The 14,360-nt window shown below is 60.6% G+C and carries 9 protein-coding genes; 8 read left to right on the top strand and 1 reads right to left on the bottom strand.

Annotated elements, in window-relative coordinates; all coding sequences use genetic code 11:
- The first annotated feature begins 26 nt into the window (after nt 1–26).
- Entirely contained in the window at nt 27–710 is a 684-nt protein-coding gene (locus SGJ19_24995) for a haloacid dehalogenase type II (protein ID MDZ4783517.1), read from the top strand.
- A gap of 60 nt (nt 711–770) precedes the next feature.
- Complete coding sequence (locus SGJ19_24990; protein ID MDZ4783516.1) at nt 771–3,023, top strand: fused MFS/spermidine synthase; 2,253 nt, start codon at nt 771–773, stop codon at nt 3,021–3,023.
- Nucleotides 3,024–3,411: 388 nt separating this feature from the next.
- On the opposite strand, the gene prfB is transcribed toward SGJ19_24990, so the two are convergent.
- Nucleotides 3,412–4,507, bottom strand: a protein-coding gene (gene prfB, locus SGJ19_24985; protein ID MDZ4783515.1) for a peptide chain release factor 2 whose coding sequence is annotated in 2 segments (ribosomal slippage) — nt 3,412–4,437 and nt 4,439–4,507 — 1,095 coding nt in all. Because the reading frame shifts where the segments join, the coding sequence is not laid out codon by codon here.
- 428 nt (nt 4,508–4,935) lie between these two features.
- Between prfB and SGJ19_24980 the strand changes: the two genes are divergently transcribed.
- The 6 genes from SGJ19_24980 (at nt 4,936) to SGJ19_24955 (ending at nt 14,264) form a co-directional block, all read left to right on the top strand.
- Complete coding sequence (locus SGJ19_24980) at nt 4,936–5,862, top strand: NHL repeat-containing protein (GenBank protein MDZ4783514.1); 927 nt, start codon at nt 4,936–4,938, stop codon at nt 5,860–5,862.
- 78 nt (nt 5,863–5,940) lie between these two features.
- Complete coding sequence (locus SGJ19_24975; protein MDZ4783513.1) at nt 5,941–9,000, top strand: VWA domain-containing protein; 3,060 nt, start codon at nt 5,941–5,943, stop codon at nt 8,998–9,000.
- Between the two features lie 162 nt (nt 9,001–9,162).
- A complete protein-coding gene (locus SGJ19_24970; GenBank protein ID MDZ4783512.1) occupies nt 9,163–10,179 on the top strand; it encodes a MoxR family ATPase in 1,017 nt (338 codons plus the stop codon).
- A gap of 133 nt (nt 10,180–10,312) precedes the next feature.
- The gene (locus SGJ19_24965; protein ID MDZ4783511.1) at nt 10,313–11,203 is read left to right on the top strand and encodes a DUF58 domain-containing protein; all 891 of its coding nucleotides are present in this window, start codon (nt 10,313–10,315) and stop codon (nt 11,201–11,203) included.
- 158 nt (nt 11,204–11,361) lie between these two features.
- On the top strand, nt 11,362–13,344 hold the full coding sequence (locus SGJ19_24960) for a BatA and WFA domain-containing protein (protein MDZ4783510.1): 1,983 nt from the start codon (nt 11,362–11,364) through the stop codon (nt 13,342–13,344).
- 164 nt (nt 13,345–13,508) lie between these two features.
- Nucleotides 13,509–14,264, top strand: coding sequence for a class I SAM-dependent methyltransferase (locus tag SGJ19_24955; protein MDZ4783509.1), 756 nt, complete (start codon nt 13,509–13,511; stop codon nt 14,262–14,264).
- Nucleotides 14,265–14,360 lie beyond the last annotated feature (96 nt).

Here is a 14,360-nt window from a genome sequence, read left to right as displayed (position 1 = left end):
CCTGGAACCCCAAGTCGCTGATTGCAATGTCGAACCTGGATCAAGTCGAGATCCTCACTTTCGATTGTTACGGAACCTTGATTGACTGGGAATCCGGAATTCGGCAAGTGCTCGGAGAAATCGCCGCGCGGCACGGTCTGAATGCGCCGGTCGATGACCTGGTCCGCGAATGGGAAGCGGTGCAGTTCGAGTTGATCTCGGCGGCCAGCTTCCGCCGCTATCACGGCATCCTCCGCGATAGCCTCCGGCAGACGTTCAAACGCCGCGGCGTCTCGATCAATCCCAAGGAGCAGGACCTGCTCGCCGAAAAAATCGGCGGCTGGCAGCCGTTCCCCGACGCGCGGCCGATCCTGGCGAAGCTCAAGAAGCACTTTCCGATCGCGATTTTGTCGAACATTGATGACGACATCCTCGCGCAAACGGCGCCCAAGCTGGGAATCGACTTCGACGAGTTGATTACGTCGGATCAATTGCTCAGCTACAAGCCCCGGCCGGCTCATTTTCAGCGGGCGATCAAGGCCTTTGAGAAGCCGCCGGAATTGTTCCTGCATTGCGCATTCGGCGCGAAGTACGACCTCAAGCCCGCTCAGGATGCCGGCATGTTGACGGCCTGGGTGAAACGCCCCGGGGCAATTCAAGAAACGCCGACCAGCGTGACGGCCGAAGTCGACGGACTAACCGGGCTCGCGCAATTGCTTCAGATCGCTTAGCGGCAAAGTACTCGCCCCATTCTTGTCCACATTGCGGCCAGCGGGGGAATTACAGCCGCGATGGTGAATTTGTACCGGGTGACGGCGTTTCTGAGCGCCGCGTTATTGTTCGTCGCGCAGCCGCTTTTCGCGCGGCTGGTGTTGCCGTTGGTCGGCGGCGCGCCGGCGGTTTGGAATACATGCCAGGTGTTTTTTCAGGTCGCGCTGCTGGCGGGCTATCTCTATGCCCACGCTTCGACGCAGTGGCTGGGCCCGCGGCGGCAAGCGGCGCTGCATATTCTGCTGATTTTGATTCCGTTCGTTTGTTTGCCGTTCACGCTCGTGAACGCCTCGCCACCCAATCCGGAGGTCAATCCGTCGCCGTGGCTCCTGGCGCTAATGGTCACGACGATTGGCCCGCCGTTTTTGGCGCTGTCAGCGACGGCGCCGCTGGTGCAGCGGTGGTTTGCCTCGGCACAGCTGAACGCGGCGCGCGATCCATATTCGCTCTATGTGATGAGCAACATCGGAAGTTTCGTCGCGCTGTTGGGCTATCCGTTCCTGATCGAACCGGCCGCCACGTTGCGGACTCAGACGATTGGCTGGGCGATCGGCTATGGCATTTGGATCGCTTGCCTCGCGGCTTGCGCGACGTATGTCTGGCGCGCCAAGAATGAATCGACGGATGCTGCGCCGGTAACCTTGCCCGAAGTGATCCCGCCGACGAGTGCGAAGCGCAAATCCAAAAAGCACGCGCCCGCGCCGGCCGAGTCGGTGGCAGTGTTTGTGCCGGATCAGGGGGAAATCACCTGGCGGCGACGTTTGCATTGGCTCGCGCTGTCCGGCGTGCCGGTCGCCTGGATGCTGGGCGTTACGACTTGGATTACGACCGACATTGCGCCAATCCCGTTGTTGTGGATCGTGCCGTTGGCGCTCTACCTGGTGACGTATATTCTCGCCTTCTCGCAACGCGGCGGACAATTTACGGCTTGGGCGCGGCGGATTCACCCTTGGGCGATGTGCGCGTTGGTGGCATCGCTGACCGGCACAGGCGTCTGGCAATTGATGTTGCCCCACGTGCTGGCCTTCGCCGTCGGAGTGATGGTCTGCCATGGGCAACTAGCACAACTCCGCCCGTCGGAAAAACATCTCACCGAGTTCTACGTCTGGTTGTCGGTCGGGGGCGCGCTCGGCGGCACGTTTATTGCGCTCGTGGCGCCGCTGGTGTTCGTCGTTCCGTGGGAGTATGCCTTGGCTGTCACGGCCGGTTGCGCTCTGGCGCCGCGGCCGAGCGAACGGGCGAATCGCCTCGTCGATTTGGTGTGCGTGTTCGCGGTGTTGATTCTGCTCCTCACCCTGAGGCAGTACGTGCCGAATTCCCAGAAGCCGTTGTTGTTGATGGGCGCGTTGTTGGGCTTCCCGGCGCTGGCGTGGTTTCACAATCAGCGACGGCCCTGGGCTTTCGCGTTGGTAATGGGCTTGATTCTCGCGCTCGACATCGGCGAAGTCGTGGGCGGATTGCGCACGCTGCGCACCGCGCGGAGCTACTTTGGCGTGCATCTGGTGTCGAGCGATATCGACGAATTCGGACGGACCGTGCATACGCTCCAGCACGGCACCACTGCGCACGGCATGCAGATTATGAACGAGGGCTTCGATTGCACGCCGCTCGTCTACTACTATCCGACGGGGCCGCTGGGAGACGTCTTCGGGGCCTTCACTCCCAAGGAAGGCGAGCAGCAACATTTCGCCGCGGTCGGACTCGGCACCGGCGCGGCCGCCTGCTACGTATTGCAGCAGCGCGACGTGACGTTCTTCGAGATCGACCCCACGGTGCGGGAACTGGCCGAAAACCCGGAATACTTCACGTATCTCAGCAAGTGCGCGAAGGGACGCTACCAGATCAAGCTGGGCGACGGCCGGCGGATGCTCGCCCAAGAGCCAGCGGGACGCTACGACGTGATTCTGCTCGACGCTTTTTCCAGCGACGCGATTCCAGTCCATCTGCTGACGCGCGAAGCGTTGGCAATTTATATGTCACGGCTCACGCCCGACGGCGTTGTCGTATTTCACATCTCAAACAATCACCTGGACTTGGCGCCGGTGCTGGCCGATTTGGCGCACGAATCGGGTTGGGTCTTCCGCATCCGCCGCCACGACCCGCCCCCGGCCGACCAGCGCAACTACGTCGCTTCGTCGACGTACGTCGTGATCGCTCGGCAGGTGGAACATCTACGAACCATCGCGGAAGACCCACGCTGGCGCCCGCAAAGGCCGTCGGGAAGGGCGGTCTGGACGGACGATTACTCGAACGTGCTGAGCGTGCTGAGGTAGCGCGACCTGATTTGAACCGCGGAGACGCAGAGGCGCGGAGGGGAAGATTAACCGCGAAAGACGCGAAAAGACGCGAAAATGAGGATGTAGGGCGGGCCGCGCGAATGAAAAGGCGTTTGGATTGGTTGCGTTTCGCACGTACCGCGAACGAATGCGGAAACAAAAACGTAAGGCCCGCCATTGCGGAAACGGCGGGCCTTACGTTTTGGACATCTAGGCGAGTTTCGATGGGCGAAAATGCTGGAGGACAAACCGCCAACTCCTTGCACGGCCCGCCCTACGATACTTACCTTCTTCCCTTTCGCGTCATTTCGCGTGTTTCGCGGTTAAATCTCCTCTCCTCCGCGTCTCCGCGCCTCAGCGCCTCCGCGGTTCAAATTTAGCAGGCCTATTTCGCCACGCGCCACCGGAGGTACGAGTCCAGGAAGCCTTGGATTTCGCCGTCGAGGACGCTTTGGAAGTTGCCGGCGTAGTGGCCGGTGCGGACGTCTTTGACGCGTTGGTCCGGGTGCAGGAAGTAATTGCGAATCTGCGAGCCGAAGCCGGTTTTCGCCTGGTCGTTGTATTTGGCCGCCTGTTCCGCTTCGCGTTTTTCTTCTTCGATCCGCGCCAGTCGGGCGCGGAGCATCTTGATCGCGGTGGCGCGGTTTTTGTGCTGGCTCCGTTCGTTCTGACACTGCACGGCGATGCCGGTCGGCAAGTGCGTGAGCCGAATGGCGCTGCTGGTTTTGTTGACGTGCTGCCCGCCGGCGCCGCTGGCCCGGAAGACGTCTTCGCGGACGTCTTCGTCGCGGATTTCGATCTCCACGCTGTCGGCGATTTCGGGCGAAACGTCGACCGCCGCGAAGCTGGTCTGGCGTTTGCCTTCCGAGTTGAACGGGCTGATCCGCACCAAGCGGTGCATGCCGGTCTCGCCTTTGAGGTAGCCGTAGGCCATGGGGCCGCGGATGGCGAGGGCCACGCTGTTGATGCCGGCCTCGTCGTTATCTTGCCGGTCGAGGATTTCCACGTCGTATTCGTGGTCCTTCGCCCAGGCCATGTACATCCGCAGCAACATTTCGGCCCAGTCGTTGGCGTCGGTGCCGCCGTCGCGGGCGTTGATCGTCATGATCGCGCCGCTGGCGTCGTGCGGGCCGCTCAGGAGCGCTTTGAGCGCCAGATCGTCGAGCGTCGCTTCGAGGCGCGTGAGTTCAGCCGGCATTTCAGCGGCGAAGCCAGGATCGTCGTCGGCCATTTCGGCCATGGCGCGCAGGTCGTCGGCCGCCTGCGAGAGTTCCGCCAACGGTTTGACCACGGAGTTGAGCGCCTTCAACTCGGCGATCGTCGCCTGAGCGCGCTCCTGGTTGTCCCAGAAGCCGGCGGACGACATCCGCGTCTCAATCTCGGCGACTGCTACGGATTTTGTTGCGTAGTCAAAGAGAGTCTCGCAACTGCGTAATCCGCTCGAGCACCGAATCGACGCGATCCTGAACTTCCTTATCCATGGTGATGTTCGTCCCAGTCGGTGCGAGAAATGTTGAGAGCGGGGATTATATGCAACGCAGCGCTTTAAGCCCAGGGAAGGCCACCGAAGACTTCGATGGCGAATTCGACTTCGAGGGCCTTCCCTGGGCTTGTTGCGAGGACGCGACTGATTTCAATGTCGGCGCAACAAAAAAGGAGACGATCTGCGATCCCGCCAAGGAGCTTGATCGTCCCCTCTTGAAACCGGGGAGTTCTCCCCAGATGGTGGGAGTATCCCGGTGTATTCCGATCCTGTCAATAACCCGGAGTCTGACGACCGCGTAGAAGGTGCCGTCGCCCAGCACCAAATACACGTGTCTGCAAACCGAACATAAAACACTGGCGAGCCGCCGCGCCGGTGCGTTACAACAAAGGTCAGGATTCGGAACAGCCCACCCTGCCCCGCAAAATGGTTCGCGCACTTATCGTTTTTGCTGCGCTTGTGACGGCCGCGTCGATCGCTGGCTGCCGCGACTCCGTGCCTTCGCAGGGGGAAGTTGACAAGACCTGGGGGCGGCTTGGCCTCGAAGACGGAAAGTTCCAAAAGCCGCGAGCTGGCTGCATCGACGCCGAGGGACGGCTATACGTCGTCGACATGACCGCGCGGATTCAGGTCTTTGACGAAGAGGGGAATTTCATCCGCGCCTGGAGTTCCCCGGATCATGCCACGGGGCGCCCTTCGGGCCTCTCGATCGATCGCCGCGGCCGGTTGCTGGTGAGCGATACCCATTACTTTCAAGTGCTGATCTACAGCCCCGAAGGCGTGTTGCTGGAAAAGCTCGGCGGCACGATGGGCGAGGGGCCCGGCGAATTCGGCCTGGTCACGGACGCCGCCGAGGATTCACAGGGCAATCTTTACGTGGCGGAGTATGGCGAATACGACCGCATCCAGAAGTTTTCCCCGGAGCGCAAGTTTCTCTTACAATGGGGCGGCCACGGCGAGGAGCTAGGGCAGTTCGTGCGTCCGCAAAAAATGTGGATCGACGCGCAGGATCGCATTTGGGTGACGGACGCTTGCAATCATCGAATTCAAGTGTTCGACACCGAGGGAAAGCTGCTGCTTCATTGGGGTACGCCAGGAAGCGGGCCCGGCGAGTTGAGTTATCCCTATGACATTTCGATGGACGCGGACGGTAACTTGCTGGTCACGGAATGGGGCAATCACCGGATTCAGAAGTTCACGCAGGACGGCAAGTCGTTGGCCTGCTTCGGCAAATACGGCCGCAAGGAACCTGGTGAATTTTTCCACCCCTGGGGCAGCATGGTCGACCGGCAGGGGAGGATCAACGTGATCGACTCGCAGAATCACCGGATTCAGCGAGTGTTGATGGAGTAGGGGAGGAGAGTAGGTTGATGCTTCGAGGATGGCGCATCGGGACTACTGAAAACTGAACACTGAAAACTTCAAACTCACATGGATTTCCTCAACTACTTTCGCGAATACCAACTTGGCTTTGACAGCCCGAAGTTTCTTTGGCTGTTGCCGGTGTTGTTGATTCCGCTGTGGGTGTTCAGTTTCAAGAGCCTGGCGGGCTTGGGGCCGGTGCGGCGGATTTTCGCGTTGGCTTTCCGCACGCTCGTGCTGACGATCTGCGTGCTGGCCTTGGCGGATATTCAGCTCAAGCGGTCGACGGAAAAGCTTTCGGTGATTTATCTCCTGGATCAATCGAAAAGCATTCAGCCCTCGCAGCGCAAGAACCTGATTGACTACGTCAACACCGCCATTCGCGAGCATCGCGACCGCGACGATCGAGCCGGCGTCGTCGTGTTCGGACGCGACGCGGCGATTCAGACGCCGCCGTTCGATACGGATGTGCAGATCAATGAAGGCCAAGAGGTGCAGCTCGATCCCGAGTACACCAACTTGCAAGGGGCTATCAAGCTCGCGCAGGCCACGTTCCCGGGCGATTCGGCGAAGCGGATCGTGATCGTCACCGACGGCAATCAGAACATGGGGGATGCGCTGGAACAAGCGCAAGGGGCGATCGAGTCGGGAATCAGCATCGACGTGGTGCCGGTGCATTTTCGTCATCGCGCCGAAGTGCTGGTCGAGAAAGTCAGCGTGCCCAGCGATATCCGCAAAGGCCAGCCGTTCGACCTGCGGGTCGTGGTCAATAATTCCGCGGTGCCGACGGAAGTCGATGCCGGCAATGTCAACGGCACGCTCATCGTCCGGCAACAGACCGACGATGCGCCGGTGACGATCTCCGAGCAGAATGTCATGTTGCCGCCGGGCAAACGCGTGTTCACGATCCGGCAGCAGATCGACGAGCCGGCCTTCTATAGCTACGAAGCCCAGTTCGTGCCTGACACCGCCGCCGATGACGCCATGGCGGAGAACAATCGCGGGACAGCGTTCACGTACATTCGCGGTTCCGGGCAGGTGCTGCTGATCGAGGATTTTGAAAATCCTCGCGAGCACGAGTTGCTCGTCGACCGGATGCGGAAGCAGAACATCGAGATCACCGTCCGCAAGAGCGATCAGGCGTTTTCGGGACTGCAGGAATTGCAGCAGTACGACACGATCATCCTAGGCAACGTGCCGCGCGAGCACTTCACCGACGACCAGTTGATGATGCTCTCGCAGAATACGCAGCTCATGGGGGGCGGCCTGATCATGCTCGGCGGGCCGAACAGTTTCGGCGCCGGCGGTTGGGCCAGTACGGAAATCGAGAAGGCGATGCCGCTTGATTTCCAGATCAAAGCGGCCAAGGTCGTACCCAAGGGCGCGTTGTGCATGATTATGCACGCCTCGGAAATGCCGGACGGAAACTACTGGCAAAAGGTCGTCGCGCAGGAAGCGCTGAAGACGCTCGGCAATCAGGATTTCTGCGGCGTGATTCACTACGGCGCGACTGACCAGTGGCTGTGGAATGCGCCTCGCGGTTTCCTGAAAATGGGGGGCAATCGCCCGCAAATGCTGGCGCGACTCGATCGGATGCAGCCGGGTGATATGCCGGATTTCGATCCCGGCCTGGTGATGGCCTACAAAGGATTTCGACAACTGCAAGATACGGAGCAGCCGGCGATCAAGCATATGATCGTGATCTCCGACGGTGATCCTTCGCCGCCGTCAGACCGCTCTATTCGCGACCTGGTCAGTCTGAAAGTCACGATTACTACGGTCGCGATTGGCGCCCATGGTCCAGCCGAATCGCGACTAATGCAGCAAATCGCCCAACGGACTGGCGGGAAGTACTACGCCGTGAACTCCGGGAAGGCGCTGCCGCAGATTTATCAGAAGGAAGCGCGTCGCGTCGCGCGGCCGCTGGTGCATGAAAACAAGAACGGATTTACGCCGCAGTTGCGTTATCCGCATGAGATGCTGGCGGGACTCGACGAAGGTTTTCCACCGGTGCACGGCTACGTGATGACGTCGGTGAAGAAAAACCCGTTGGTCGAGGTTTCGCTCACCGCGCCCGAACCGGCTGGTCAGGACAACACGACACTCTTGGCGAGTTGGACGTATGGACTGGGCAAGGCGGTCTGCTTCACCAGCGATGCTGGCTCGCGCTGGACCACGGCCTGGGCGGACTGGGAAGGCTACGACCAGTTTTTCAGCCAGATGATTCGCTGGTCGATGCGGCCGGTCGGCGATCAAGGCAAGTTCACCGTCTCGACCGACAATGTCGACGGCAAGGTGCGCGTGGTGATCACCGCGCTGGATAAAGACGACGAGTTCTTGAATTTCCTCGACATGAACAGCACGGTGCTGGGTCCGGACATGAAGCCGCGCGATCTGAACCTGGTGCAGACCGCGCCCGGGCGCTACGTCGGTGAATTCACCGGTGAGGACGCCGGCAGTTACTTCGTGATGGTCAATCCAGGCGCCGGCACGACGCCGATCCGGACCGGCGTGAATGTGCCATATTCGGCGGAATATCGCGATCGGGAAACGAATACACCGTTGTTGCAGCAGCTGGCCAGGATGACGCCCAAGGGGGGCAAAGAAGGCACGTTGATTGACGATCCGACCGGGCAGTTGAATCCGGTGACGCTGTTACAGTTCAACAGTTTCCGCCACGACTTGCCACGGGCGACGAGCAGCCAAGATATTTGGCATTACCTGGTTTGGGCTGGTTGCCTGGTGTTTTTTGGTGACGTGTTCATTCGCCGCGTGACTGTGAATCTCGATTGGGTCGGACCCTGGGCGGCGTCGATGCGCGACACGCTGCTGGGACGCGATCACGTCCCCACGCCGACGCCGACGATGGACCGCCTGCGCAGTCGGAAGGCGCAGGTTTCCGACGACCTGGAACGCCGCAAAGCGGCCACGCGCTTCGAACCGACGCCCGATGCGCCGATTTCGACCGATGCCATCGACGCGGCACTCGGGCAAGCCGACGCGCCGACGTTAGCGAAACCAACGTCCGGCCCCGGCATGGCGCCGACCGGACCTGAAGATGAGAACAGCTACACGAATCGGCTGTTGAAGGCAAAGAAGGAAGCGCGACGACGGCATGAGGAGAACTGAGAAGTTGCGGCAGCGGTGCTGTACAAGTAAAAGCCCAGGGAAGGCCCTCCAAGTCGTCGGTGACAACTTCGACTTCGGTGGCCTTCCCTGGGCTTAAACAGCGCGAGATCGAAAAACACAACACCCATCAAATCCAGCCACCCACGAGTTTACGAGGAACGCATGAACATCAGCGAGTCGATGCAGGCCCGCGCCGAGGAATTCGTCAAGCGCTACGGCGCCGTGCGCGAGCAATTGGGCCGCGTCATTGTCGGGCACGATGATATTGTGCATGGCGTGCTGACCTGCTTGTTCGTCGGCGGGCATTGTTTGCTGGAAGGCGTGCCGGGGCTCGGCAAGACGTTGTTGGTCCGCTCGTTGGCGCAGACCTTGGACTTGAACTTCTCGCGCATTCAATTCACGCCCGACCTCATGCCGGCGGATATCCTGGGCACGAACATGGTCATGGAAACGCCCGAGGGGCGCCGCGTGTTCGAGTTTCAGAAGGGCCCGCTGTTTACGCAGATCTGTTTGGCGGACGAAATCAACCGCGCCACGCCGAAAACGCAGTCGGCCATGCTAGAAACGATGCAGGAAGGGACCATCACGATCGCCGGGCACCGTCATCAACTCGACCGGCCGTTTTTCGTGATGGCCACGCAGAATCCCATCGAGCAGGAAGGGACCTACCCGCTGCCGGAAGCCCAGCTCGACCGGTTCTTCTTTAAGCTGGTCGTGGGCTATTCGTCGAAGCAGGAACTGTCGACGATCATCGACCGCACCACGCGCGGCGAGTTCCCCACGCCGGAGAAGGTGATGGACGGCAAGGAAATCTTGCAGTGGCAATCGCTGATCCGGGAAGTGATCATCGCACCGCATGTTCAGGACTACATCGTGCGGCTGATCCTGTCGACGCACCCGAACGGCCCATACGCATTGCCGATCACGAATCAATACATCCGCTGGGGCTCCAGCCCGCGCGGCGCGCAGACGATGGCGCTGGCCTCGAAAGTCCGCGCCCTGCTGGAAGGCCGCTACAACGTCAGCTTCGAAGACGTGCGGCGCGTGTTCCTGCCGGCCATGCGCCACCGCGTGCTGCTGAACTTCGAAGCGCAGGCGGAAGGCATCGAACCGGACCAGGTGTTGTTGGATATTCTGGAACGCTGCCCGGAGAAGAGTGATGAGGCGAAAGCGGCGTAACGAATGCAGAATGATGAACGATGAATGGGTAGAGCAGATCCCCACATGCGTTCATCGCTGTAACCACATTCGCAAACGCGTTTCCGCCCGCTCTCCGTTAATTATTCATCATTCGTCATTCATCATTTCGCTCATGTCCACTACCTCTGTTCCCCTCCTCTCCCCCGAACTCCTCGCCCAGCTCGAGCAAATGGAGCTTGTGAGCCGCAAGGTCTTTCGTGGGCGCATGAAAGGGGAGCGGCGCAGCAAGCGCAAAGGGCAGAGCGTCGAGTTCGCCGACTTTCGCCCCTATGTGGCGGGGGACGATTTGAGGTTCATTGATTGGAACCTCTACGCGCGGCTGGAGAAACTGTTTCTCAAGATGTTTATGGAGGAAGAGGATCTGCACGTGTACGTGCTGATCGACGCCAGCATGTCGATGGATTTCGGCGAACCGAGCAAGCTGCGCTACGCGAAGCAACTTGCCGGGTCGCTGGGTTTTGTCGGGCTGTGCCGGGCGGATCGCGTGAAGATCGAGACGCTCGGGCAGCCGCTCCGCACGCCGGGGCCGGTGCTGCGCGGGCGGCGGAACCTGTGGCGGATGCTCGACTACCTGGACGGGATTCAAGCCGGAGAAACGGCCACGCTCTCGGAAGGCGTGAAGAACTTTTGCCTGCGCAACCCTGGCAAGGGAATCGTGGTGTTGATTTCTGACCTGATGGACAAGCACGGGTACGAAGACGCGCTGCGGTACCTGGTCGCACGGCAGATGGACGCGTATGTGATCCATGTCCTCTCGGCCGAGGAGTTGGAGCCGGAATTGAAGGGAGACTTGCGCCTGGTGGACAGCGAAGACAGCGACATCGCCGAAATCACGATCAGCGTGCCGCTGCTGAAACGCTACAAGCAAACGCTGGCGGCGTTCATCGACGGGGCCCGGAGTTTCTGCACGAAGCGCGGCATGGCGTATATGCTGGCGCAGAACCAATTGCCGGTGGAGCAGTTGATTGGGAACTATTTGCGGCAACGCGGGCTGGTGCGATAGAAGTAAGGCGGCACACCGTTGTGGCACGGTCTCACGACCGTGCCACCGACCCGACCGAAGGTCACCTATATTCCAGATGGCGCCAAGCCAGCCGTGGCACGGTCGGGAGACCGTGCCACAACCTGAATGAGACGGCGCCACAACCTTGAGAAACATGCATGAACTGGAACTCGCTCCTTTCGCCGTGGCTGTGGGCGCCGTTGTTGGCGGTGCCGCCGGCGGTGATCATGCTGTATTTCTTGAAGCTCAAGCGCCAGCCGCTCGAGGTGCCGAGCACGTATCTGTGGCTCAAATCGATCGAAGACCTGCACGTCAACAGTCTCTGGCAAAAACTGCGGCAGAGTTTGCTGTTGTTTCTGCAACTACTGATTCTGCTGCTCGCGATCATCGCGCTGTTGAATCCCACCTGGCAGGAGCAAAAGCTGTCCGGGAATCACCTCATCTTCCTGGTCGACAACTCCGCCAGCATGGGCGCGACGGACGTCGGTCCGAATCGATTGGAAGAGGCGAAGCGTCAGATCAACGCGCTGATCGACGAGATGACGTCCGATTCCGAGGCGATGATAATTAGCTTTTCGGACGATGCGCAGGTCGAACAGAACTTCACGTCCAGCCGCCGACAACTCCGCGAGCGGCTGGCCTCGATTCAATTGACGAATCGACCCACGTCGCTGGCCGAAGCGCTGCAGGTTGCTTCCGGGCTCGCGAATCCGGGTCAGGCATCATTCGATAATAGCGATCAATTGGTGGCCGAGCCGGTTCCGGCCGCGCTCTACATCTTTAGCGACGGGCGGTTTCCGGAGGTTCGCAACTTCGCGCTCGGCAATTTGGATCCCGTGAAATACGTGCCGATCGGCGAACCGGACGCGGCGAACATCGGCATCGTTTCCTTCACCACGCAACGTGGCGAAAAGCCTGGGCAGTTGCAGGCCTTCGCCCGGTTGGAGAACTACGGTGCCACGGAAGTCACGGTGGAGTTGACGTTGCTGCGCGAAGGGAATTTGATCGACGCCTCGCAAATCAAGGTGCCGCCGGGAGACTCGGCCGCTACGGCGTTCGAGTTGGGCGAGATCGAAGCCGGCGCGTTGGAACTCCGTGCGGCGACCGGCGATAAGCTGGCGATCGACGACGTGGCGTATGCCTCGATTAACCCGCCGCAACGCTCCAAGGTGCTGCTGGTCACGCCGGGCAACGAGCCGCTGCAGTTTGCGCTGGCCACGACGCGCGCGGAACAGTTGCTGGAACTTTCCATTGAGCCGGTCGACTATCTTAAGTCCGAGGCGTATCGCAATCAGGCCGCCACCGGGGCATTCGATCTGATCATCTACGATCGCTGCGTCCCTGTGAACGCCCAAGACGCGACGAAGCCGGGCGAACTACCAGAAGCCAACACGCTGTTTGTCGGCGTTCTGCCTCCGGGCGACGCTTGGAAGGCGGACGCGAAGGTCGATATTCCGCAGATTATCGATACCGATCGCAGCCATCCGCTGATGAACCTGATTGAGATGGGGAACGTGCTGATTTACGAAGGGACGCCGCTCAAGCCGCCGCCAGGCAGCACGGTGCTGATCGACACTAACGCCGGAGCGATGTTCGCGATTGGTCCGCGCGAAGGCTTTGAGGACGCCGTGCTGGGCTTCGAAATCGTGGGCGAAGGGCATTACCGGACGAATTGGTGGTTCCAGCAAGGTTTTCCGGTTTTCGCGATGAACCTAGTCAACTACCTTGGCAGCCGGCAGGTCGAAGCGGTCGCCGGCAGCTCAACGCCGGGGCAGGCGATCGCGCTCCGCAGCCTGGTCAAGCCGGACAAGATCGCCGTCATCACGCCGGCGCAGAAACGCATGGAGGTCCCGCGCGGACGGCAAAATCTTTACACCTTCCACGATACGCAGCAATTGGGCGTCTATCGGGTGCTGGAAGCCGACACGGAAACCCAGCGTTTCGTGGTCAACCTGTTCGATGGCGCCGAAAGCGACATCCGCACTCGGCCGGACCAGCCGATCAAGATCGGCCATACCGACGTGGCGGGGGAAAGCGGTTGGGAGGTCAGCCGCCGCGATGGTTGGAAATGGCTGTTGATGTTGGCACTCGGTGTGCTGTTGTTCGAGTGGTACGTCTACAACCGCCGCGTTTACCTGTAGTCGGGGCGGCAGCGTTACGATCGGCGACGTTTCACGCCAGACTGTCATCGGCTTACGGTTTCGCGGCGGGGGACTGCGAAACAAGGGAAAAAAGTCGTATACTTCCTTTGCGCCCCTTCTCCCAGGGGAAGCATCCAGCGCCCTCGAATTGGCTATATCGCCCTATGCCTCGCAAGCGATCTTCGCAAACGCTGTTGAAGCGGCCCCGCAATCCGGAACGTGACGAGCCGGGCAAGCGCGGCAAGGTCATCAATCGATTCGTCGAAAACGACCTGATTCGGCGCGTCAGCTACGAGACGTATCGCGATAAGGTCCGCGACGTCTACGACGGTCCGCAGGGGGCCGTGTTGGCCGCGTGCAGCTTGATTTCGTTGCACTCGCCGTTGGGCGATCGCCTGTTGCGCACGCGCAAGTTCGATCTGCGCGGCGCAAAGCGGATTCTCGACGTCGGCAGCGGCGCCGGACAGATCGCCAAGCACTTGCTGAAGTACGCCGACGCCGACGCGCGGTTGACGTGTTTTGATCTCTCCGCCGAAATGATGCGCCGCGCGCGGAATCGGCTGAAATCCAAGGAGCCGCATTACCTTGTGGCGGATTTGGCGCGGTTGCCGTTCGCGTCCGGCACGTTTGATTGCGGGACGTGCGGCTACGTGCTGGAACATGTGCCTGACGCGGCGCTCGGCCTGGGCGAATTGGCCCGCGTGATGCAGCCCGGCGGACGGATGATGTTGCTGGCGACCGAAGACAGCTTTAGCGGCGCGTTCACGAGCCGCTTGTGGCGCTGCCGCACTTACAACCGGGCCGAGATCAAGCGCGTTTGCCGCGACATCGGCCTCGTCTGGCACAAAGAGCTGTGGTTCACGCCGCTCCACAAAATGATGCGCGCCGGCGGCATCTGCGTGGAACTGGTGAAGTCGTAGGCTCGGCGGTTTTTGCATTACGCAGCGCGACGTGGCGCTGGGCGACGTGCCAGTTGCTCGGCCACGGCGCTTTCCACCTGAATCAAGCGTTCGTGG

The organism is Planctomycetia bacterium (assembly GCA_034440135.1).
GTDB lineage: Bacteria > Planctomycetota > Planctomycetia > Pirellulales > JALHLM01 > JALHLM01.
Note: the sequence above shows the minus strand (reverse complement) of the source record. Positions and strands in the feature narration are given on the sequence as shown.

Bases quoted from the DNA above. Each gene is read 5' to 3' on its own strand.
- SGJ19_24965 (MDZ4783511.1), top strand. From the start codon at position 10,313: ATGTCCACTACCTCTGTTCCCCTCCTCTCCCCCGAACTCCTCGCCCAG.
- SGJ19_24955 (MDZ4783509.1), top strand. From the start codon at position 13,509: ATGCCTCGCAAGCGATCTTCGCAAACGCTGTTGAAGCGGCCCCGCAAT.
- SGJ19_24970 (MDZ4783512.1), top strand. From the start codon at position 9,163: ATGAACATCAGCGAGTCGATGCAGGCCCGCGCCGAGGAATTCGTCAAG.
- SGJ19_24990 (MDZ4783516.1), top strand. From the start codon at position 771: ATGGTGAATTTGTACCGGGTGACGGCGTTTCTGAGCGCCGCGTTATTG.
- SGJ19_24960 (MDZ4783510.1), top strand. From the start codon at position 11,362: ATGAACTGGAACTCGCTCCTTTCGCCGTGGCTGTGGGCGCCGTTGTTG.
- SGJ19_24980 (MDZ4783514.1), top strand. From the start codon at position 4,936: ATGGTTCGCGCACTTATCGTTTTTGCTGCGCTTGTGACGGCCGCGTCG.
- SGJ19_24995 (MDZ4783517.1), top strand. From the start codon at position 27: ATGTCGAACCTGGATCAAGTCGAGATCCTCACTTTCGATTGTTACGGA.
- SGJ19_24975 (MDZ4783513.1), top strand. From the start codon at position 5,941: ATGGATTTCCTCAACTACTTTCGCGAATACCAACTTGGCTTTGACAGC.